The sequence below is a fragment of the bacterium SCSIO 12643 genome (assembly GCA_024398135.1).
Classification (GTDB): Bacteria; Bacteroidota; Bacteroidia; order Flavobacteriales_G; family Salibacteraceae; genus CAJXZP01.
This window is the reverse complement of sequence record CP073750.1, coordinates 794,833-818,915: the sequence shown is the minus strand read 5'-3', so window position 1 is coordinate 818,915 and position 24,083 is coordinate 794,833. Positions and strand designations below refer to the sequence as shown.

General features: G+C 36.0%; 17 protein-coding genes and 1 riboswitch. Of the genes, 10 read left to right on the top strand and 7 right to left on the bottom strand.

Translation table 11 applies throughout. The features are described 5' to 3' along the window. Positions 1-250 precede the first annotated feature (250 nt). The 6 genes from KFE94_03545 to KFE94_03520 all read left to right on the top strand — a co-directional run bounded on the left by KFE94_03545 (position 251) and on the right by KFE94_03520 (position 9,070). The gene (locus KFE94_03545) at positions 251-3,025 is read left to right on the top strand and encodes a bifunctional aconitate hydratase 2/2-methylisocitrate dehydratase (protein UTW67200.1); all 2,775 of its coding nucleotides are present in this window, start codon (positions 251-253) and stop codon (positions 3,023-3,025) included. Between the two features lie 103 nt (positions 3,026-3,128). Continuing rightward, positions 3,129-4,058: an alpha/beta hydrolase gene (locus KFE94_03540; protein UTW67199.1), complete on the top strand. Its 930-nt coding sequence runs from the start codon at positions 3,129-3,131 to the stop codon at positions 4,056-4,058. A gap of 169 nt (positions 4,059-4,227) precedes the next feature. Next, positions 4,228-5,376 carry an OmpA family protein gene (locus tag KFE94_03535; protein UTW67198.1) on the top strand — a complete coding sequence of 383 codons (1,149 nt, stop codon included), beginning with the start codon at positions 4,228-4,230 and terminating at the stop codon, positions 5,374-5,376. 76 nt (positions 5,377-5,452) lie between these two features. Next, complete coding sequence (locus tag KFE94_03530; protein ID UTW67197.1) at positions 5,453-6,763, top strand: MFS transporter; 1,311 nt, start codon at positions 5,453-5,455, stop codon at positions 6,761-6,763. A gap of 64 nt (positions 6,764-6,827) precedes the next feature. Continuing rightward, positions 6,828-8,060 (top strand): L-2-hydroxyglutarate oxidase, encoded by a 1,233-nt coding sequence (gene lhgO, locus KFE94_03525; protein ID UTW67196.1) that lies wholly within the window; start codon positions 6,828-6,830, stop codon positions 8,058-8,060. A gap of 65 nt (positions 8,061-8,125) precedes the next feature. After that, positions 8,126-9,070 carry a glycosyltransferase family 2 protein gene (locus KFE94_03520; protein UTW68202.1) on the top strand — a complete coding sequence of 315 codons (945 nt, stop codon included), beginning with the start codon at positions 8,126-8,128 and terminating at the stop codon, positions 9,068-9,070. 3 nt (positions 9,071-9,073) lie between these two features. Here KFE94_03520 and KFE94_03515 read toward each other — a convergent pair whose 3' ends face one another. The 3 genes from KFE94_03515 to kdsB form a co-directional block, all read right to left on the bottom strand. After that, on the bottom strand, positions 9,074-9,616 hold the full coding sequence (locus tag KFE94_03515; GenBank protein UTW67195.1) for a hypothetical protein: 543 nt from the start codon (positions 9,614-9,616) through the stop codon (positions 9,074-9,076). A gap of 359 nt (positions 9,617-9,975) precedes the next feature. Then, complete coding sequence (locus KFE94_03510; GenBank protein UTW67194.1) at positions 9,976-12,456, bottom strand: TonB-dependent receptor; 2,481 nt, start codon at positions 12,454-12,456, stop codon at positions 9,976-9,978. Positions 12,457-12,499: 43 nt separating this feature from the next. Then, positions 12,500-12,603: riboswitch (TPP riboswitch) on the bottom strand. A 41-nt stretch (positions 12,604-12,644) separates the two neighbouring features. Continuing rightward, the gene (kdsB, locus tag KFE94_03505) at positions 12,645-13,403 is read right to left on the bottom strand and encodes a 3-deoxy-manno-octulosonate cytidylyltransferase (protein UTW67193.1); all 759 of its coding nucleotides are present in this window, start codon (positions 13,401-13,403) and stop codon (positions 12,645-12,647) included. A 113-nt stretch (positions 13,404-13,516) separates the two neighbouring features. On the opposite strand from kdsB, the gene KFE94_03500 reads away from it, so the two are divergent. Continuing rightward, positions 13,517-13,858 carry a translation initiation factor gene (locus KFE94_03500; GenBank protein UTW67192.1) on the top strand — a complete coding sequence of 114 codons (342 nt, stop codon included), beginning with the start codon at positions 13,517-13,519 and terminating at the stop codon, positions 13,856-13,858. A 53-nt stretch (positions 13,859-13,911) separates the two neighbouring features. Here KFE94_03500 and KFE94_03495 read toward each other — a convergent pair whose 3' ends face one another. The 3 genes from KFE94_03495 to KFE94_03485 all read right to left on the bottom strand — a co-directional run bounded on the left by KFE94_03495 (position 13,912) and on the right by KFE94_03485 (position 19,629). After that, the gene (locus tag KFE94_03495) at positions 13,912-15,087 is read right to left on the bottom strand and encodes a T9SS type A sorting domain-containing protein (protein UTW67191.1); all 1,176 of its coding nucleotides are present in this window, start codon (positions 15,085-15,087) and stop codon (positions 13,912-13,914) included. 1,258 nt (positions 15,088-16,345) lie between these two features. Further along, a complete protein-coding gene (locus KFE94_03490) occupies positions 16,346-17,038 on the bottom strand; it encodes a response regulator transcription factor (protein ID UTW67190.1) in 693 nt (230 codons plus the stop codon). Between the two features lie 155 nt (positions 17,039-17,193). Continuing rightward, entirely contained in the window at positions 17,194-19,629 is a 2,436-nt protein-coding gene (locus KFE94_03485) for a phenylalanine--tRNA ligase subunit beta (protein UTW67189.1), read from the bottom strand. 120 nt (positions 19,630-19,749) lie between these two features. Here KFE94_03485 and KFE94_03480 point away from each other — a divergent pair, with 120 nt between their 5' ends. Further along, positions 19,750-20,673, top strand: a complete 924-nt coding sequence (locus KFE94_03480) for a 1-aminocyclopropane-1-carboxylate deaminase/D-cysteine desulfhydrase (protein ID UTW67188.1) — start codon at positions 19,750-19,752, stop codon at positions 20,671-20,673. 102 nt (positions 20,674-20,775) lie between these two features. After that, positions 20,776-21,753 carry a glucosaminidase domain-containing protein gene (locus KFE94_03475; protein ID UTW67187.1) on the top strand — a complete coding sequence of 326 codons (978 nt, stop codon included), beginning with the start codon at positions 20,776-20,778 and terminating at the stop codon, positions 21,751-21,753. Here KFE94_03475 and KFE94_03470 read toward each other — a convergent pair. Further along, on the bottom strand, positions 21,750-22,967 hold the full coding sequence (locus KFE94_03470) for a CHASE2 domain-containing protein (protein UTW67186.1): 1,218 nt from the start codon (positions 22,965-22,967) through the stop codon (positions 21,750-21,752). The genes KFE94_03475 and KFE94_03470 overlap by 4 nt on opposite strands. Before the next feature lie 124 nt (positions 22,968-23,091). Here KFE94_03470 and KFE94_03465 point away from each other — a divergent pair, with 124 nt between their 5' ends. Next, positions 23,092-24,015 carry a hypothetical protein gene (locus KFE94_03465; GenBank protein ID UTW67185.1) on the top strand — a complete coding sequence of 308 codons (924 nt, stop codon included), beginning with the start codon at positions 23,092-23,094 and terminating at the stop codon, positions 24,013-24,015. The last annotated feature ends 68 nt before the right edge of the window (positions 24,016-24,083 follow it).

Sequence of the window (24,083 nt, the reverse complement as noted above, 5' to 3'; positions counted from 1 at the left end):
ATTTAATAAAATTTACTTATTAATCTATTTGATTTTTGGTATCAACTGACACCCAAAACACTCCTTAAAATTCTTACTTTCGCGACACTTGGAAAACGATAAATAAAAACAAATTATATCGTATGAATCTTGATCTAATGAAATGAGCATTGCTTCAGTAAAATGATATCGATTCATACAAGCGGGTAAGGCATAAGCGGTCGCCTTCCGATAAAATAAACTTGCGTATAACACTGAAAAGACTTCTATTATGAATTACGAAGATTACATCAAAGAGATCGAAGAAAGAAAAGGTCAGGGGCTTCATCCGAAACCTATTGACGGAGGAGAGTTAGTTAGAGAAATAATTTCCCAAATTAAAGATTTAGATAATCCATATCGTAAGGATTCTCTTAATTTTTTCATTTATAATGTTTTACCGGGAACAACGAGTGCAGCTGGTGTAAAAGCGAAGTTTTTAAAAGAGATTATTCTTGGAGAGTCAGTTGTAGAAGAAATTACACCGGATTTTGCATTTGAACAGTTATCCCATATGAAGGGAGGACCTTCTATCGAGGTACTTCTAGATATAGCGTTGGGAACGGATAGTACAATTGCTGAAGCAGCTGCTAATGTTCTTAAAACGCAGGTGTTTCTTTATGAGGCTGATACGGAACGTTTGGAAAAGGCAATGAATGCAGGAAATACCGTAGCGAAAGAAATCGTTGAAAGTTATGCCCAGGCAGAATTTTTTACGAAGCTTCCAGAGATAGATGAAGAAATACAAGTTGTAACTTATATTGCTGGTGTAGGGGATATTTCTACTGATTTATTATCTCCGGGTGCAGATGCACATTCGAGATCAGATCGTGAGTTACATGGACAGTGTATTTTTGAGCATAATAAGGAAATGCAACAAGAAGTATTAGCGCTCAAAGAACAACATCCTGATAAGCGTATTATGTTAATTGCTGAAAAAGGAACCATGGGAGTGGGATCTTCCAGGATGTCGGGGGTTAACAACGTTGCATTGTGGACAGGTATTCCTTCAAGTCCATATGTTCCATTTATAAATATTGCGCCTGTTATCGCAGGTACAAATGGGATAGCTCCAATTTTCTTAACAACAGTAGGTGTAACAGGAGGTATAGGAATTGACCTTAAAAACTGGGTAAAGCAAAAAGATGCGGAAGGAAACACAGTTGTTGATGAAGATGGAGAGCCAATTTTAAAGCAAGAATATTCTGTTGAAACAGGAACTGTTTTAACAATCAATACCAAAACCAAGAAACTTTATAACGGAGATCAGGAATTAAAAGATATCTCAGCGGCATTAACGCCACAAAAAATGGAGTTCATCAAAGCTGGAGGGTCTTATGCAGTTGTTTTCGGAAAGAAACTCCAGACTTTTGCTTGTAAGGCATTAGGAATTGATGTTCCACAAGTTTATGCAGCATCTAAAGAGATTTCAATTGAAGGACAAGGGTTAACTGCGGTAGAGAAGATTTTTAATAAGAATGCAGTTGGAACTACTCCGGGTAAAACTTTACATACAGGATCAAATGTGCGTGTAGAAGTAAATATCGTAGGTTCTCAGGATACTACGGGTTTAATGACTTCTCAGGAGCTTGAAATGATGGCGGCTACTGTGATTTCTCCAATAGTAGATGCAGGTTACCAGTCTGGATGTCATACAGCTTCTGTTTGGGATGATAAGTCTAAAGCCAATATCCCAAGGTTAATGAAGTTTATGAATGACTTCGGCTTGATTACTGCACGCGATCCTGAAGGAGATTACCATGCTATGACAGATGTAATCCACAAGGTATTAAATGATATTGCGGTGGATGATTGGGATGTTATTATTGGTGGAGATTCTCACACGCGTATGTCAAAAGGTGTAGCTTTTGGAGCGGATTCAGGAACAGTTGCATTAGCATTGGCCACTGGAGAGGCGACTATGCCAATTCCGGAGTCTGTTAAGGTTACATTTAAAGGGAATATGAGGAACTTTATGGATTTCAGAGATGTTGTTCATGCGACTCAACAGCAAATGTTAAAGCAGTTTGGAGGAGAGAATGTATTCCAGGGTAGAATTATTGAAGTTCATATTGGAACCTTAACTTCAGATCAGGCGTTTACATTTACAGATTGGACTGCTGAGATGAAAGCAAAAGCTTCTATCTGTATTTCAGAAGATGAGACATTAATTGAATCTTTAGAAATTGCAAGAGACCGTATCCAAATCATGATTGATAAAGGTATGGATAACGAAAAGCAGGTTCTTAAAGGGTTGGTTGATAAGGCGAATAGTCGAATTCAAGAAATAAAAACAGGAGTTAAGCCTGCATTAAAACCTGATGCAAACGCTAAATATTATGCCGAGGTTGTAGTTGATTTAGATGAAATTGCTGAGCCAATGATTGCGGATCCGGATGTGAATAATGAGGATGTTTCTAAGCGATATACGCACGATACAATCAGACCGTTGTCATATTACGGTGGTACAAAGAAAGTTGATTTAGGTTTCGTTGGATCTTGTATGGTGCACAAGGGAGATATGAAAATCCTGGCACAAATGTTAAAGAACATTGAGGCGCAACAAGGTAAAGTTGAGTTTAAAGCGCCTTTAGTTGTTGCTCCTCCAACATACAATATTGTGGATGAGTTGAAAGCAGAAGGTGATTGGGATGTTTTAGAAAAATACTCAGGATTTGTTTTTAATGATGATGATCCAAAAAGTTCAGCACGTACCAAGTATGAAAACATTTTATACTTAGAGCGACCTGGGTGTAACCTTTGTATGGGTAATCAGGAGAAGGCTGAACCGGGAGATACGGTAATGGCCACTTCAACTCGTTTATTCCAGGGAAGAGTTGTAAAAGATTCGAATGAGAAGAAAGGAGAGTCTTTATTATCATCAACTCCGGTTGTAGTCTTATCTACCATTTTGGGAAGAACTCCAACCATGGAAGAATATGAAGCAGCAGTCGATGGTATTGTTTTAACGAAGTTCAAGCCTTCACAAAGACAATTAGTAAAATAATTATCGAGAGATGACAATAGAAAAGCCTGAGTATTTTACTCGGGCTTTTTTGTTTTAAATAAATAAATTTTTTACTCAAATGATGTTTTTGTAAAATTGTAATATGGGTCAATTTGAGGAAGAAATATTGACATTAGAACCCGATTCTAAAGGCGCTAACATTGCGGTCTTAATTAAGCTCAGAGCAAAGACAGCCACCAAAAAAGCCATTATGTATATTCATGGATATACAGATTATTTCTTTCAAGAACATTTAGCAGAATGGTATACGCAACATGGATTTGATTTTTATGCCTTAGAACTTAGGAAATATGGGAGATCCATTTTAGCCCATCAACGTCCCAATCATATCCGAAGGGTAATGGATTATTATGAGGAAATTGATCAGGCGATAGAATTGATAAAAGAGCGGGATAATCATAATCAATTACTCATTAATGGACATTCAACAGGAGGATTGGTTGCAGCTATGTATGCCAATTTTGGAAATAAAAAAGATCAAATTGATGCTTTATTTTTAAATAGTCCGTTTTTAGAATTTAACATCCCTGAATGGCAATTAAGATTAATTCCAAGGATTGCCAAAATCGGACACGTTTTTCCGGAGTGGATTGCTCCAATTGGAGGTAAGGGAATATATGCTCGTAGTTTACATAAAGATCATTGGGGTAGATGGGATTTCAGTAAAAAATTTAAACCAATGTCTGGGTTTAGGATGTATTTTGGATGGTTTCGTGCGATTCATGAAGCTCAAAAGATTATTCAGAATAGCTCTAATATAGATTGCCCTATTTTGGTTTTTCATAGTGACAAAACATCTTATAAAAAGAGTAAAGATCCAGAAATTTTTGAATCCGATGTGGTGCTAAATGTCAAGCATATTAAGAAATACGCTGCCAGGTTAGGAAAGCATGTTACTATTATAGAAATACCTAAAGCTACGCATGATGTTTTTCTCTCAAAAGATGAAGTATTAGTTGTGGCATTTGAGCATTTAAGAAAATGGCTAAACTCCGTATTGCCCGAGAATTAAGTCCTTTTTTGAGATCATTTTGAAATAGTTAGCATTATCATTTGCTACATCTAATCCATTTGCTATTTTGCAGCTTGTAATTTTAAGGATATATAATGTGGTATATCCTTTGCATTTATAGGTGGTTAGATGCAGTAAAAAATAACATGTTCTAAGAAAAATAAGTACTATGAGAATTTTGAAATTTGGTAGCGTGGTGGCTGCTGTTATGATGGTTTCATTTGGGTATGCACAGAATAACCTGGTGCCAAATGGAAGTTTTGAACAAACAGAGAAAAAAATAAAAAATGGAGAAGGTGAAATTGCATTGGCAACACCATGGATTTCTCCAAGCTTGGAAAACCAGGCAGATTTATACGGCACTGGTAATAAAAAAGGTTACGGAATCCCAACAAATGATAGAGGATATATGGATGTGGATGCTGGAGTGAATTATGCGGGATTCAGAGCGTTTAGTAGTAGAGATAAATTACCTCGCACACATTTACAGGTTAAACTGACTAAAGCATTAATTGCAGGTAAAAAGTATTGTGTGAAGTTCAATATCGTTTTATCAAAGACTTCAAAGTATGCGTCCAATAATATTGGAATGTATATTAGTGAGAAAAAGCCTAAGCAAAAGGATATTGAAACTTATAGTATTAAACCGCAAATTAGGAACGCAGCGAATAAGGTATATGAAGATCAACATTCTTGGCAAACCGTATGTGGTGTTTTCATTGCACAAGGAAATGAAAGATATATTACGATTGGTAACTTTGTGGCAACAGGAGATATGGTGGATAAGAAGGATTTCATGAAAAAGCGTAAGTTGAAAGAATTCCCTCAATTACAGAAAGAAGAGGCATACTATTACATTGATGATGTAAGTGTAATTAATTTAGAAGAGCTTGACGTTTGTGCTTGTGATGATGCGGATGATGGAGGTAATCAAATGAAAGTTGTATACAGCTCAAGTACCAGTGATGGTATGGAAATGGATGCAGGTGCACAAGTAGAGTTAAAAACTGTATTCTTTAATAAGAACTCTACTTCTCCAAGTTCTGCAGCTGTAGTTCGTGAAGTGATTGACTTGATGAAAGCGAATCCAGGTTTGAAAATTGAGATCATCGGTCATATGGATAAAGTAGAACATAAAGACAATTTAAAAGACCTGTCTGAAGAAAGAGCGAAAGCAATTTATGACTATCTGGTTAAAAATGGAATTGATGCCAGCCGTTTATCATATAAGGGAATGAAGAGTTCTGAACCATTAGATGATAGTGGAACTCAGGCGTCATTAGCGAAGAATAGACGTGTTAGTTTTAAGGCACTCTAGTAATATGAAATTCTTAAGAAAAGCGGCTTTATAGCCGCTTTTTTGTATACCTAAGTTTTTTAAATAGCTTCGTGAAATGCAAGATAAAGTAACCAAAGATTCCAGAGCAGCCAAAGCCTGGATGTTTTACGACTGGGCGAACTCTGTATATTCTCTGGTGATTTCAACAGCCATTTTCCCTATTTATTATAATGCAGTTACAAGTTCTGAAACAACAGATCAGGTCAATTTTTTCGGAATAGAAATAACCAATACAGTATTGTATTCTTACGCTTTGTCATTTTCTTTTTTCCTTGTAGTGATGCTATCTCCGGTTCTATCTGGTATTGCGGATTTGTCATCAAGAAAGAAAGAGTTTTTGAAACAGTTTTGTTACATGGGAGCAGGAGCTGTAGCCATGTTGTTCTTTTTTGACGGAGTAGATACGTTATGGATTGGAATTTTAGGAACGGTAATCGCAAGTGTTGGCTTTTGGGGTAGTCAGGTTTTTTACAATGCGTATCTACCAGAAATTGTCCCTAAGAAAGATCAGGATAGAGTTAGTGGAAAAGGGTTTGCTATGGGCTATTTGGGAAGTTCGTTATTGATGATATTGGTAATGGCCTTTATTCAGTTTTACGATGTCTTTGGTATTTCAGATTCTGGTATGGCTACCAGGATTAGTTTTTTAGTAGTAGCGCTTTGGTGGGCAGGATTTGCTCAAATTACATTTAGAGGATTGCCAAAATCGGGTAGTAAGGTGAAGATTAAAATGTACCATGTTTGGGATGGATATAAGCAATTATTACAGACCTGGCAGAAGTTTCAGGATATGAAAGGGATCAAGACTTTTTTATTAGGGTTCTTTTTGTTGAGTACCGGAGTGCAGACTATTATATTATTGGCGACTCCATTTGGAACAAAAGTTCTGGGAATGGGGACCACACAAATGATTACCACAATCTTAATCATTCAGTTTTTAGCGATTGCCGGATCACAACTGTTTTCATGGTTGTCAGGTAGGCTAGGTAATATCAAGGCCATCATTATTGCTTTGATTGTATGGGCAAGTATCACAGTAATCGCATGGAGTCTGCAAGCAGATGATCCATTGGTAGAATATAAGTTCTATGCAATGGGTGGTTTGGTTGGTTTAGTAATGGGAGGAATCCAGTCCTTAGCGAGGTCCACCTATTCTAAAATGTTACCATCAGAGGGAGAACATACTACATTTTTTAGCTTCTATGATGTAACTGAAAAGTTAGCTATTGTTATTGGAACATTTTTCTTTGGATTTATTGAAGAGATTTCAGGCGATATGCACAATTCAGCATTATTCTTAGCCATATTTTTTATTATTTCAGTGGTAGTTATGAGTCGCGTGAAATACAATTTCAAATCGGTTTAAACTGACTTATGTTAGAGGTTGGTTAATTGACTATTCGTAAATTTGTTGTGCAAAAATAAAGTCTATGTCACAGTTTGATATTACAATTATCGGAGGAGGAATTGTAGGTGCAGCTACCGCATATAAAATTCAAAAGAAATATCCGGATTTAAAGATTCTTTTAGTAGAAAAAGAAAAGAGTTTGTCAGCGCATCAAACAGGACATAATTCGGGTGTAATCCATTCAGGATTGTATTATACACCGGGGAGCCATAAGGCGCGTAATTGCATGAAAGGTAGAGAAGAAATCGTTGCATTTGCGAAAGAACATGGTGTTAAACATGATGTGTGTGGAAAGGTGGTTGTTGCTACTAAAGAATCAGAAATTCCATACATGAAAAAAATCATGGAAACAGGAAAGATCAACGGTTTAGATGGATTGAAACTTTTGACAGGTGATGAGGTAAAAGAAATAGAACCGCATGTAGAGTCTATTGGTGGAATTTGGGTTCCTCAAACAGGTATTATCGATTATGTTGGGGCTACTGTTAAAATGGGTGAGTTAATGCTTCAGATTCAACCAGAGAGTAAAATTCTTTTGGGAGAAAAAGCAATAGATTTTATTCGTGAAGAGAGGGGGAGTAGATTGATTACCGATAAAGGAGAATATACGACCAAAAAGTTCATTTTCTGTGCGGGGCTACAGGCAGATAGAATGGCACGAAAAGATGGAATCAAGTTAAAAGAACGTGTAGTAGGTTTTAGAGGTGATTATTATGTTTTGACTGATCAGGCAAAGCACAAAGTAAATAATCTGATTTATCCTGTTCCAGATCCAGCATTCCCGTTTTTGGGAGTTCATTTTACAAGGATGACCAATGGTGATATTGAATGTGGACCATCAGCGGTATTTACATTTAAAAGAGAAGGATATAAAAAGACTGATTTTAGTTTGAAGGATACAGCTGAAGCTTTAGGGTATTCAGGTACCTGGAAATTGTTCTTTAAGAACATGAAGTTTGGTATCGATGAACAACGTAGAGCTTTCTCAAAGAGATTATTCTTAAAGACATTACAAAGAATTATTCCATCTCTGACTATGGATGATATTCGTCCTGGAGGTTCTGGGGTTAGAGCATTGTTGTTGAGAGAAGATGGGGATACAAAAGATGATTTTAGAATTGTAACAAATGATCATGCGATTCACGTATTAAATGCGCCATCACCGGCAGCAACGGCTTCTCTGGCTATTGGTGATGACATTTTAGAGATGGCTGAGAATCATTTTGAATTTTTGAAGTCACATAGTCTGTCGTGAAAACAGAGACACCGTTAATAAGCGTAATAACCCCATTTAAGAATACTTCAGCATTTCTTCCCGAAATGTTGGATTCAGTAATTTCTCAAACGTATTCAAATTGGGAAATTCTTTTAGTAGACGATCATTCATCTGATAATAGCTTTCAGATCGTTTCTGAATACTGTAAAAGGGATTCCAGAGTAAAGTTATTCAAGAATTCTGGGCAAGGAATTATTTCCGGTTTGCGTACTGCATATTCTCATGCTAAGGGTACGTATGTAACAAGAATGGATTCTGATGATATCATGGAGTCTCAAAAGCTTGAAGTGTTGCTTAATTCGTTAATCAGAAATGGAAGAGGACACATTGCCATTGGTCAGGTACAGTATTTTTCAGAGCAAGGCGTGGGGCCCGGGTACAAAAGCTACGAAGATTGGCTCAACCGTTTAACCGCAAAAGGAGAGAATTATCTGGAGCTATACAAAGAATGTGTGATTCCATCCCCTTGTTGGATGATGCATATTGCGGATTTCGATATATGTGGCGGTTTTAATGCGGATTTATATCCTGAAGATTATGATCTGGTTTTTCGCTTTTATAAACATGATATGAGATGTATCCCTTGTGATCAGGTTTTACATCAATGGAGAGATTATTCTAGCCGTACTTCCCGAACCCATGTAAACTATGCAGATCATACTTTTATTGATCTCAAGCTACAATATTTCCTTGAGCTTCATTTAGACTTAAATAAATCATTGGTGGTATGGGGAGCAGGTAAAAAGGGCAAAAGAATAGCCAATACTCTGGTTGAAAAGAATATTGCATTTACATGGGTTTGCGATAACCCCAAGAAAATTGGGAAACAAATTTATGGACAGCATTTGATGCATGTAAATGTACTTGAAGACATGAATAATGCTCAAAACATTGTGACTGTAGCGAACCCAATGGCTCAGAGAGAGATCAAAAAGTTTTTTACTGAAAAAGGGAAAAAGTCAATGATAGACTATTTCTTTTTTTGCTAAGAATTATTCAACGATTTTAAAATCTTCGATAAACTGTTCCCAATTAAAAAGGAACTCTTCCATAAGCTCATTTAATCTTTTAAGAAAAATCGGGTTTGGAGTCTCCATTTTCTTAAAATATTCATCCTGGTACTGACTTAAATGATATTTATGGAATACAGCTTTGGACATTGCATACAAAGTGTTTTTTGACGGATGATTTAAACGAGAAAAAAGATTCTGGTATTTTTTAATTTCTGATTTAAAGACATCAACAGGAAGATCCAGAATTCTGGCAAACTTTCTATGCGCTTCCTCTAAAAGACGAATATCCTGATAATCGTTAAAATAGCGTGGAATAAATTTCATGTTACCCGCAATGACAATCCAAAGAAACGGATCACTATGCTTGGCATCGATAACCGGACGCGTTTTAAACTCCTGATCAGAACAGATAATATCAGCAACATCTTCGAATGCATCATCTACCATTTTAACTGTAGAAAATACGAAATAGTCGACTAATTTTTCCTCTGTAATCTTTTTCTTAAAAAAAACGCCAAACATTAATTTACTCCTATTGGGTGAATAAAAACCGTGTTGCTCTTACAAACTTATTGGTCAGATGAGCTGAGTTTTTAACCATTCTAAAAACTTTGTTAACATCGTTATTAACAATTTGGTAATCTTGTGAATTGCGCAATAAAATTCGGTCAATCAATCTATTGAAGAGTGATGTGGTGAAGTATGCAGACCTAATTAGGTCGATATTTTGGCTGTTATTGGAGGGTGATTTTTAAATATTCATATGCCCAGACGGAGAATTATGAATGAACAGGGGCGGAAAAGTAGTTGGAAAAGAATGAAAAATCCCTCAAATGTCAGTGTTTCCAGTGCATTTGAGGGATGGAAATAGTTATCAGTTTTTAGAAATCAAGAGTAAGACCAAGCATAAAGTTGGTGCCAGCCTGAGGGAATAATCCAACCATTTGATATCCATTTGGTTCACTGTTTTTCTGAACATATGGGTTTCCATCAGATGGATCCCAACCGCTATCCGGATATACAAACGTATAGGCCCATGCATTACTTACATATAGTAAATTAGTGATATTTCTAACGGTGAAATTGATATTCATTTTACGTAATCCAAAATCACTTAAAGAATATTGTAGACGTAAATCTGAAGTGAAATAGGCATCCAGCTTGCGTTCATCACTTTGTGTATTGTCAATATATTGTGATCCAACGTATCTTGAGATTAACGCCACCTCTAATTCATCATTTTTGTTAAACATAGGTGTTTTGTATGATAGAATTCCACCTGCAATGATATTTGGAGAAAATGCAATGTCAGTATCTTTCAGTTCAGTTTGTACTTGACCACCATTATACCAATCATCTGTATAACGGGTGAAAGAGTTAATTTTATTCTGGCTAAATGTACCGTTTAAACTCAGTGAAAGCTTTTTGGTAATTTGATATCCCAATTCCAATTCAACCCCGCGTCTAAAACTTTGATCTACATTTTGTCTAATCGCTCCACCCACATCATTTACAGCTCCGGTTAGTACAAGTTGATTGTCGTACGCCATATAGTAAAGGTTTCCGTTAAAAGCCCATTTGTTATTGGCATATCTATATCCACCTTCAAAATCTATAAGTGTTTCATGTTTTGGGGTAATGCCAGGTGGTGCATCGATATAGTCATTACGATTTGGCTCGTGATTGGCTACCGCGACAGAAATGTAAGATTGCGACTCATTGTTGAAGGTATAAGAAATACCAGCTTTTGGATTGAAGAACGTTAAAGTCGTATCCACATTTAAAGTTCTAAGGTCATTGTCAATTCCAGAAACTTTATACCCTACCTGACGCAATTGAAGATCTGCAAAAACGTTGATTTTTTCAGTAGTTTGCCAATTTACTTTGCCATAAATATTCCAATCTGTTTTATCACCGGTATTGTCGTAATAGCGATGGCCTTTTTGGGAATTTGAAGCATATTCTGCCCAGATGATCTCACCAAAATGATCTCCGGAATATTGATTGTATCCACCACCAATAACACCTTTAATATTATTTTTCGAATAGGTTACATTAAATACCATACCCCCGAAATTGTTATCTAACCATCTTCTTCGAATCAGGTTGGTTTCTGTGATTGTATCTCCACCAATAATTAGAGGATTTAAACCATAATCAGCAAAATCTTCACGGCTTCCTTCCAACAAAGTATTGTAATCGGTTCCTTTATATTCTTCGTAATAGCCTTTACCTAAAATATAAAATCCGGAAATAGAAGCTTTCCAATGCGTATTGATCGCATAGTTTAAATGCAACTGATAATGCGTTTGTGAATAATTATCCACCTGATCTTTATAGTTGTACGGATTGAAGGTGCGGTTGGTATCTAAATATTCTTGAGGAACTCCATTCCATGATTGATACGTTCTTTCATTTCCTCCAAATGTGATGAATTTTGCGGAGAATTTTTTGCCATAATAACCGGCTTTCGCATAGTACGATTTTAAATCTGCTGTTGCACGATCAATATAGCCATCAGATGAAATCAAGGATAATCGACCATCAAAAGCGAATCCATTTTCAGTAAGTCCGGTACCAAAAGAAAGCGAGTTTCTTAAAGTATTGAAAGAACCAATTCCAAAAGTATATTTTCCATAAGCCTCTTTGATTAAATCAGTAGTATTGATATTTACACTGGCACCAAAAGCTCCTGCGCCATTGGTAGATGTCCCCACGCCTCTCTGAATTTGAATATCATTCGCAGAAGTGGCAATATCTGGAAGGTTTACAAAGAAGGTACCCTGACTCTCAGGGTCATTAAAAGGAATTCCATTAATGGTTACGTTAATACGAGTGGCATCGCTACCTCGAATACGCATGGATGTATAACCAATACCATTCCCGGCATCACTTGAAGCAACAACTGAAGTAGCATTTTGAAGAATGTAAGGTAAGTCTACACCGATATTGTTCTCGGACAAATATGTACTATCCAAATCTTGAAAAGCAATAGGTGTCTGAATGGTAGCTTTATTGGCTGTTACGACCACATCTTTTTCCATACTAACAGCTGATACTGGTAGTTCAAAGTTAAGATTGGTGATTGCTTTCTTTACCGTAATTGTTTTCTCAATGAGTTGATACCCCAGATAGGATGCAACAATGGTTAGTTTACCTTCGGGTACACTTTTAATATTGTACTGTCCATGAATATTAGTAGATGCTCCTGTATACGTTCCTTTAATATAAACAGTAGCTCCGATAAGTGGTTTTTGTTGTGTATCTGTGACCTTTCCCGAAATAGAGTGTTGTGCGGAAAGTGAAAATTGTAAAACAACAATTATAAATGTGAGAATAAATTTGAATGAAAAAATACGCATTTCTAAAAGTATTAGAATGAATAATAAAATATATACGTATTCGGAATCGAGATAACTATTTACCTACGCCAGCATTATCCGGATCAGGTATATCCCCATGCGGGAACGGGTATAATCTCAGCTTTAAAAGCACCCCGAATATGTGGCAAATGTAGATGGTTTTTGGATAGGGTTAACTATGCTGTAGCTTACTTTTGCCTTTCTCTGACAATTTTACGAACTCTTTCCAGGTCATCAATAGTATCCACAGGAATACTATCGTATTGGGTGATGGCCAATTTAATATTACCACCATTTTCGATCCATCTGTTTTGTTCCAAACTTTCCGTAAGTTCTAAATTGGTTTGTGGAAGTCGAGCAAATTGCTCTAAGGCTTTAGGTGTATATCCATAAAGCCCTAAATGTTTGTAGTAGGTATTATGATCCATCCATTTAGTCTTGTGCGTCCCATGAATATGAGGAATAACAGCGCGACTAAAGTAAAGAGCGAATTGCTCTTTATTAAAGACCACAAAGACTTCGCTTTCATTGAAAAGATCATCCATTCTTAAAACCGGAGTGATCAATGTAGCGATTTCTGATCTAGAATCCTCGAAACAAGAAATCAACTCGTTTAATTGCTCTGGCACCAATAAGGGTTCATCTCCTTGTACATTAATAACTACATCAAAGTTCTTGTCAGATAGAGTTTTAATAATTTGATAAGCTTCTAAACAGCGATTAGTCCCTGTAGTATGATGTGGAGATGTCATCACCACCTGACCACCAAAATCAAGAACAGCTTGTTCAATACGTTGATCATCCGTAGCCACATACACATCGTCCATAGCTTTAGAAGCTTGTTCATAAACACGTTGGATCATTGTTTTTCCTTCAATGTCCGCCAAAGGTTTGCCTTCTAATCTTGTTGAACCAAATCGAGCTGGTATAATTCCTAACGTATTCATAAATGTATTTTTAATGCGAGGCAAAATTAGCTACGAAAAGAAAAGAAGCGACAATACGATGAAAAAATATGAAAACCTGTAGTAAGCTTTTTAGCTTCATATAACTTTGTAGAATGGCGAAAAAGAAAAAAAGAGTAGACGTTGTGTATTCAACAAATCCGGATTATGGATATTCATACGATGAAGATGAAGAAATGGAAACCCTTGCTCCTGAAGAGCAAACTTTACGTGTATTAATTGATCGTAAGCAGAGAAAGGGAAAGTCCGTAACGATAGTCGAAGGCTTTATTGGTTCTTCCGAAGATTTGAAAGATTTGGGAAAAGCATTAAAATCTAAATGTGGAGTAGGAGGTTCTGTAAAAGACGGAGAAATAATTATTCAGGGCGAGGTGAGAGATAAGGTGATGGAATTACTCAAAAAAGATGGTTATAACGTGAAACGCGTTGGAGGATAAAACAGCCATGGAAATAAAACCATAGCTGTTTTAAATTTTATATAAAGCCCCAATTACTTAACCATAAACTTTTGATATTGAGTCGTGCCGTTAATGCTAATATGCATCATATAAATTCCTGAGGTCAGATCAGAAATAGATAACTGTTGATCAAATGAATGAGATGATTTATCATATTCGTTGGAATATACCTTGGTGCCATTTACATTGTAAATAGTAATTTGTAATGTGCCTGTTGTTTCTGATTGAATGTTTAAGTTAAATGTACCATTATTGGGATTAGGATACATGGTCACTATATTTTCAACATCGGATAATTGTTGATCTGTTTCGTTTCCAAGTGCTGTTTTGTGGAAAAAGGCAGTAGAACTAACTCCTCTGATCACATATCCCAATTGGTCACTTCCTATAGAGCTAGGAAAGAGTAATTGAGAGTGGGGATAAAAAGAGACATTGTCACCATACCCTCCACCAATAAAGAATAAATCTGTCCCTGCATCATAAACGATATCATTGACAACCATACTTTTTTGGGTGCTCACGGCTCCGGTTAGCCATGTCGTTTGCGTAGGACCAGAACTAAATTTGGCTGCCCACATGGTGTTGACTCCTGGTCCGCTGCCTACTGAGGAAGTACTGTTCTGGCTTCCGTTGGCATCAATACTGTACCAATCTCCATCTTTGATAATACCTGTTACCATGACATCATCATAATCTGTAGTTACAGCTGTTGCACTTGCGGAAGTAAAATCTCCATCTAATTGATAGGTCCCAGAATTTGAAAGATTGCTTTTGTTGAACTGGGCGATTAAAGCCGTTTCCGTATTAGAGGTAATTTGAGTGTAGCGGGTGCTCCAGTTTGGAGTTGTACCATTATATGTACCAACAGCAGTAAGCCAATCGTAATCGTCTAGACCAATATCGATATCATTAATGATTACATTTGAGCCCTTAGCTTCTTTAATATATGAAGGTGCCTGCCATGTTGAGGAAATTGAAGCTTTTAATATAACAGCATCTCCTTGCGCTGAAACCGAATTTACTCCATCCAATATGGCAGAGGAGCTGATTAAGTTTATTGCAGCATAAATTTCTGTTCCATTATCATTAATTTCAAAATCAGAAACAATGTTACCTAGGTTTTTATCTTCAATTACTTCGGTTATATTGGTATTTTGTCTTCTTAATACTTTAGCTTGCCCATTTATTTGTCCGCCATATAAAAACACTTTATTGTTTAAGTGTCCTGTAACTCTAACGCATTTAATCTGATCACCTAAAGCTAGAGGGTAACTCCAATTCGCTGAAAATTGACCATTACTTGTGCTTACTGCAGTAGTAAAAAGCCTATGACCAGAATTTGCAGAACTTATTCCGAAATTCGTAGAGTTTCCAATTGATGAATTATAGTTAAACCAATTTCCTTGAGGGGAGCCTTCTAAATTAGTAGAAAAATAAATTGTGTTTTGATTCCAGATAGGGAAAAATAAATCAATAGACTGTATATCGTAAGGTATAGTGTTAGCATTCTGAATATAAAATACCCATGCTTGATTTCCACAGGGGTCATATTTAGCTAAAAAAACTCCGTTTTGTTGAATAGAGTTCCCTCCTGCATCAATAGTGAATCCTCCAATTATACTTTCACCAGTAAAATCACCTAAAATATAAATATTTCCATCGTCATCTTTTATGGTTTTTGTTATGATATCATTTTGATTGGTTTGATTTATTGTATTTAGGTGGCTAGTATTGTTTTGTGCTTGAGCATTATTTACGACAACCGAACTAGAAGAGCTAGTGCCACAAGTGTTATTCGTTGCAGTGACACTGTATGTTCCTTGACAAAGTGAGAGAAGTGAATTGCTAGTTTCTCATTGCTCCATAGATAGCTAATACTGGGACTGGTCGAAACCGCTACAACAGTAGCAGTCCCATCACAGTTAATTGGACATGAAACATCTGTAGAGGTTGTTGTTAAGTAAAAATCATCAACAGGTATGATGACTGTTTTCGTAATAGGTCTGTTATTTGGTTGCAAAGGGTCTGTTATAGTTACAGTATAAGTTCCATGACTCATATTAGTTCTAACATTTGTTGATGATACACCATCATTCCAAAGAAATTGAAGGGTACCGCAATTTGCTGTTTGAAAATTAACTACTCCATCACTTGTTGTTAAACAGGAGGCATTAGTAATGATCGGAGAATTTATGATACAAGCATTTGAGATTAGGTGAAATAGAATTAATGTAGAGAATAAGATTAATCGTTTCATATAAATAATAAGTTAAAGTTAAAAAGAGCAATATTGCTCAGAGTAAAGTTGCTAAAAACAAGAATTGAAACAAATGGTAGATTTACCACAGAAATGGTAAATAATTAACTTTTATAAAATCTAGAGTAAATAGGATATTGAAATATTAAGGCTGGGGCTTGAAACAAATTGATGAAAAAAAATGTGGTGGTTTTACCACATGGCTGATTTTAACGGGTTAATTTCATGATATATGGGTTATGTCTTTTAAAATTTTCACGACACAATTGTATCCAATTGTTGGAGACGCTTACTGCGACCATTTCTATATTGGTTTGTACCTGTGCTTTGGCTTTCATTCTTTCAACGTGGTTGCGAACATTTGAGATACTTGATTTAATAATCTCAGCAATTTCAACATTGGTAAATCCATGACACATATGGAAAAGGATAAGCTTTTCTTTATTCGTGAATTTGGGTTGCACTAACTCCTGGGTTTTCTTTGGAGAGTTGATCCAGTACCTGATAGGAATATGATCATTTGGGAAATATCCTAATTTGTTTATCTGAAAAACCATTTCTTTTATTGTAGTCGCATGTATATCTTTTAAGGTGAGGTACCCGCTGATATGACTGGATTGAATAATAGCTTTATGCTCATCGGCTAAAGGACCACCAATAATGATTACGTTAATCTTACATAATGACCTTAAAAAAGTTTCACTAAATGCCATTTGATTTTCGGGTGTAGGCTTAATGAGTAGTATGTGATTATATATGGTGTTTTTTTTGAGGTAGTTAAGAAGATGTGATTCGGAGACACCTATAAATCCTACCGCATATTCAGATTTCTGGATTTCGTAAGCAGTTTTTTCTTCCAGCCACTTATCCTCCGTAAGTACTGAGATTTTGGTTCGAGCCATCGTAGATGTATTAGCGTTAAATACCAAAGATACATAAAGATAGACAAGAATTTAAAGGAAGAAACGATTAATATGGTTTTGGTTACTAGTTGTTTAATTGTACAAAAAAGCCCCTGATTCTTTCAAATAGGGGCTCTTGAAGTTTTGTTGAAACCTTATCTCAATTCAGCATTCAGCTGACTACCTAATTCTTTAATCAACTTCTGCATAATCTTGTCTACCTGTTTATCAGTAAGTGTCTTATCCGCGTGTTGGAAGGTGAAACTAACTGCATAAGATTTTTTCCCTTTAGGAAGATTTTTCCCCTCATAAACATCAAACAGATTGACTTCTTTTAGAAGTTTGCGATCCACTTTTTTTGCCAATTCTTCAATCTGTCCAAATTGAATTTGATTATCCAACAATAGAGATAAATCTCTTCTCATTTGAGGAAACTTTGGAACCGGGACATATTTGATTTTATGTGTGCCGGAAAGTTCTTTAATAAATGACCAATCAATTTCAATAAAGAAAACATCACTTTTAATACCGAAAGTCTTCACGTGTTCGTTAGAAACAAGACCACCTTGTGCAATAATTTCATTATTTACTTTTAGAACGATACCGTATTCAAAATCTGAAATTACCTGATCAGAAATTTCAATGTTTTGGTTGTTCAGATGTAGTAAATTAAATACAGAATGCACGTAGCCTTTTAAATCTTGTAGACCCACCTTTTCGCTATCAGTACTCCAGTTTTCAGGATATCTTCGGCCAACCAAAGTCAATGACAATTTATGGCTTTCCTGAATTTGATCATTTAATTGATATGTTTTACCAAATTCGTAAAACTTTAAATCATTGGTTTGACGATTTTGATTGTGTCTTACAGCTTCCAAAGCATCAAACAACATAGTCTGTCGCATCACATTTAAATCCTGACTTAATGGATTTTTCATTCTGACAGATTTGGCAACTGGCCAGTTTTCAGAATTCTCGTAGTATGCAGATGATGTTAATGAGTTGGACTTGGCTTCCATAAAGCCGTTGCTGGTTAAGTGGTCGGAAACCTTATTTAAAAGAATTTCATGATCCAAACCATCCTGAGAAATCACCGAAGCATTGTACTTGGTAGGAAGTTCTATATTGTTATAGCCATAGATACGAAGTACTTCTTCAATGACGTCAATTTCTCTAAGTACATCTACACGGTAATAAGGAACGGCAAGTTTCAATAGGTCTCCCTGATCTTCCGAAACTGTAATTTCTAATCCATTTAGGATTTTAATGATTTCCTCTTTAGAAATCTCTTTCCCAATAATTCGGTTGCAATAGGAAATTCTAAAATCAACAGCGTAAGGTTCTACCGGGTTTGGATAGAAATCAGAAATTTCAGAAGATACTTGCCCCCCAGCGATTTCCTGAATTAATAATGCAGCTCTTTTTAATCCATATACCGTAAGATTTGGATCAACACCTCTTTCGAATCTAAAGGAAGCATCAGTATTTAAACCATGGCGCTTTGCTGTTTTTCTAACCCAGACTGGGTTGAAGTTAGCTGATTCAATGAAAATATTTTTAGTGTTTTCAGAAACTCCGGAAGTCATTCCACCAAAAACTCCTGCGATACACATTGCATCCGAAGAATCACAAATCATTAAATCTCTTTCATTTAATGATCTTTCTGCTTCATCTAGCGTGGTGAATTTTGTGTCGGAAGCTAAAGTTTTCACTTTAACTTGATGATCCTTAATTTGATCCGCATCAAAAATGTGTAGTGGTTGTCCGATTTCATGTAAAACGAAATTAGAGATATCTACAATATTGTTGATTGGGCTTAACCCAATAGCCTTTAATCTATTTTGCAACCATTCCGGAGATTCTTTTACTTCAACACCGGTCATAGAAACACCGGTATATCTGACACATGCTTCTGTATTTTCAACGGTTACATCAATGTTTAAATCGGTATTGTCAACTTTGAACGTGTCAACATTAGGCCATTTGATCTCTGGAACATTTAGGTCGGCAGTAACAACTGACAATGCTACAAGATCACGTGCTGTACCGATATGTGAAGCAGCTTCAGCGCGATTTGGCGTAAGACCAATTTCAATGACTTTGTCTTTTTCTACTTTGAAAACATCCGAAATAGGTGTGCCTGGAATTAACGAATTATCTAAAACCATAATTCCATCATGACTTGTTCCCAGACCGATTTCATCTTCAGCGCAAATCATTCCCATGGACACTTCTCCACGGATTTTTCCTTTTTTGATTTTGAATGATTCTCCAGAAACTGGATATAATGTGCAACCCACAGTGGCTACAATTACTTTTTGACCAGCTGCAACATTGGGAGCACCACAAACAATATTCAAAGGTTCATCTGATCCGATGTTTACAGTTGTTACACTTAATTTATCTGCATTAGGGTGTTTTTCACATGTCAAAACTTCACCTACAAATAATCCCTCAAAGCCACCAGGAACAGAAATGAAATCTTCAATACCTTCCACTTCAAGTCCTGAATCTGTAAGTAATTCACCAATTCTGTTCACGTCTAAGTCAACGTCTACATACTCTTTAAGCCAGTTATATGATATGTTCATGTGTCAAAAAAATAAGCTGCAAAATTAAGGATATTGTTGATTGAATAATAAGTGTTTTTGATTTTAAAAATTAGGTGCTCAGTTTCTGCATTCTCTGTAGAAAACCGCTTTATTTGCGATATGATTTGGCCACAAAAAAAATCTAATGTTCAAAAGCTGGAGGATACTTTATTTGATGGTAAAGATGTGCAGGTTTTTATGCTTAGAGATGATTTGTTACATCCCGGTATTTCAGGTAATAAGTGGCGTAAGTTGAAGTATAATTTATTGGATTCGGCTGAAAAAGGAATCTACAAAATAGTCACAGTTGGAGGTCCTTATTCAAATCATATCGCAGCAGTAGCAGAGGCTGGAAAGTTATTTGGTTTTGATACTATTGGATTAATTCGAGGTTATGAATCTTACAGGAGTAATTCAACTTTAAGTCGGGCAGAGGAATTAGGAATGGAGATTCGTTTTTTTTCGAAGTCGGATTACAACGATATTAATCAGGATTATTTCAACAAATTAAGGAAAGAAGAAGGTGAATTTGTTTTTGTTCCAATGGGAGGAGGTAACCTTTTGGGAATGAGGGGGAGCAAAGAAATAGTGAGTGAAATTCCAAAAGAAACTACACATATAACCGTGGCGTGTGGAACAGGTTCAACAATGGCAGGAATTGTAGCAGGAACCGAAGAAAATCAGAAAGTAATTGGATTTCCGGCTATGAAAGGAGGTGATTTCATGGTTGATGAGGTTAACAAGTTTTTGAGAGACGCAGGTGTGAATATGCAGAATTATAATGTAGAGACTAGATATCACTTTGGTGGTTTTGCTAAAATGGATGTACAATTAGCAGATTTTCTAAAGGCTTTCTATGAAAAACATGGTTTTGTTTTGGATGGAATTTACAACGGCAAAATGATGTTTGGACTATATAAAATGATAACCCAAGACTATTTCCCAAAAGGTAGCGTTATTACGGCAATTCATACCGGTGGTGTACAGGGAAATAGAGGATTAAATGAGCGTTTCGGATTCAATATTCCACTGGCATCAGATTAGATAGGAATACTAACACTAACCTGTTTGTATCCAATAGAAGATATGCTGAAAGACGTCTGGAGACACATGTAACTTTGTTGGTTAAGATTTATTGAAATTCACATGAGAAAGTTGAAATATGTTATTTGGAGTGTATTGATGATTGCGTTGTATAGTAGTGCAAGTGGACAATCAAAGATGACACGTGAACAATATATTGCGAAGTATAAAGATGTTGCGATTGAGAATATGCGTAAACATAAGGTGCCAGCGAGTATTACACTAGCGCAAGGACTTCTGGAAAGTGGCAATGGAAATAGTGAATTGGCAAAAAAGTCTAATAATCACTTTGGGATTAAATGTCATAGTTCCTGGACAGGAGAACGTACGTATCATGATGATGATAAGAAGGGAGAGTGCTTTAGGGTATATAAATCAGTCTATGATTCGTATGCAGACCATGCAGATTTTTTACATAAAAAACGGTATGCCAAATGCTTTGAGTTAAAAATCACGGATTATAAAGGATGGGCGAATGAATTGAAGAGGGCAGGGTATGCTACAAACCCAAAGTATCCAAAGCTTTTAATTAAAATTATTGAAGATCATCAATTGTATAAATATGATCAAATTGCTTTGGGTAAGAAGAAGCCGAAAGATCAAAAAAACGAAGGGAATGAGACACCTAATACTGAGGTGAAATCGCCAAACGAATCATATGATAATAACGATCAATTTGGAGACGTAGATTACTATGCAAAACCTATGGTGAAGCTATCCAAAAACAAGATCAAGTATATCGTAGCTTCGAAAGGAGATACCCCGGAAACCATTGCAAGAAAAATGGAAATGGGACCATGGCAGATAAAATTATACAACAACGTATCAAAAGATTATAAGTTTATTGAAGGCCAAATCGTATACCTGCAACCAAAAAGAAATAAAGGAGCGCAAACATATCATATTGTGAGATCCGGGGATTCGATTTGGACAATTTCTCAGAAATATGGTGTAAAGATGAAGAAGATTATGAAGTACAATAATCTATCTAAAAACGCACAGTTAAAGCCTGGTCAGAAAATCTATCTGAGAAGAAGTTAATTCTCTTTGGATCTGTATTTATCCGGATTTAAACCAATTTTTCGGAGTCCAATAATGGCTAAATCTTTAAGTGACCCAACATAAAGCTCAGTAAGGTCACCCGAAAAGATAATCGCAATAATAGCCACAGTAAGATTTATCTTGATTTGGAGGTAAAGGAGAATAAACATGACGATTCCAAAAAGTAATGCGACTTCAACCAAAATCAACATTTTAGTAATGAGGTCGTAGTAAACTTTATGATGATCTCCAATCCAGATAAAAATCGCTACATTAAAATATACAAGTAGAAACGCGATTAAAATCATGATCCAATCTGGCGGTTGATTGATATAATCTTCACTCAATATCATAGAGACTACATTGGCATGTACTGTAGCTCCATACATATCTGGATATGCGCGCCCAGCAGATTGAGGGTTTAATGGGGTAAAGAATGTATCTTCCAATGACTTTTCCCCTAATTCTCGTTCACCAAGAAATCCCATAATAACGATTTTCCCTTTGATAAAAGAAAAATCACCTTCTTCATCCAGGAGTTGTTGAGCATCTATTCTGTAGAACTTACTATAATTTCCACGCCAATTAATAATCTCAAGTTCGTTATTTCTGGCTAGTAGTTTCTCTACCTTAGATGGATCATATAATTCAACTAGTTTAGCTGGAAACGAAAGATAGTTGGTGTCTTTCAAACAAAAAGATGGTGTGAATTTTCGAATGGTTCGAAAGCTGACTTCACTGGTTTTAACGTCAGCAAAACCATTTTGAGCAAAATCATTGAATTGTGGATGAGAAGTGCCCAGGGAGTCAAAACAAGTTGCATCTGCATTTGGTCTTTCTAAATCCGAAACCAATACCAGATTCTTTACCTGAGATAAAGCCATGATCAATTGAATGTCTTGCTGAAAGGTTTTTTTTGACCTGAAGAAAGCATCAATACCAATAACCTGAGGCTCATATTTATTGATAATCTCAACTTGTTTTCCAATCTCGGATCTGGAAAGATGCGCAATATTGACCAGGACAATATTGGTGTCTAATGTTTGTTCAGTTCGTAATTGGCTGTATACCAAATCCGTCAATTCGAAGTCTTTTAGAGCCTTTCCAATTGGATCTAATAACTCGAACTGCATTGGGATTTTTGCAAGCAGATAAAGGAATCCGAAGATAAAAATGGTACAAATGAATACGCTCTTTCGCAGAAATATTTTCATGATCTCCGGTTTTGTTTATCCAAAAATAATATTTATTTTTATCGTTGATTTTGAGTGGTTTATTAAATATTCTTTTATATTTTTTTGATTCTCGAATTAAAATTTTCCTAAACAAACTAAAATAATGAAAAAGATAGCAATAATTCTGTTTGCTAGTTTTTTGAGCGTTGGGGTGTATGCTCAAGAAGTACTGTTTAAAACACTGGCAGCAAAGGGTACCTGTATGGTTCAGAGAGGAGCGAACCCTGATGAGTACACCCCAATATCCACAGGGGTTAAGATATATCAAGACGACAAAATCATTATTACCGGATCTACGAGTTACGTGGGCTTGGTAAGTATGGATGGCAAAGCCGTAGAGCTGAAAAAAGGAGGGGTATATTATGTTTCTGAATTGTCTAATGCTTTGGCAAGCGGTGAGACTTCATTGGCTCAAAAGTATTTGGATCTTTTGGTTAAGGATATGAGCAAGGTGGATGATAACACAGCTAGAAACATGAAGTATACAGGTTCTGTGGAACGTTCAATCGAGAACAAGGATATCGTGGTATTTTTGCCAGAAACGACTAAAATCACCGGAACTTCAGGAAGTGTACAATGGTTCCCTAAAATCGATGCTTCTTCTTACAATGTTTCAATTTTCAATCTTTACGAAGAGTCCGTTTTTTCTCAGAATACGAATGAGCAATTTATCGCTATAGATTTCTCGAAATTGGGATTAAATCCTGGACAGGTGTATAAGATGAAAATAGCGGATGCAAACGATCCTTCAAAAAATTCTGGTTTTGTTTCCTTACAGGTGCCAACCAGATCAGAAATGGCGAAATATGAAACTGATCTGGGGATGTTAAAGAGTGAAGTGCCTGCAAATTCTGCTATTGGTGATATGGTAATCGCTACGTATTTTGAAGAACAAGAATTGTTTCTAAATGCAATTCCTTATTATGAAAGTGCTATTGAAAAAGAACCAAATATTGTAGAGTACCAAAATGCATATAATATGTTCTTATTCAAGATTGGATTAGAAGACGTTAAAGAGATTAAATAATATACACGAAGTCTCTCTTTAGAATGAATAAATTGAAAAGGGCTGTTACAATGTAACAGCCCTTTTTT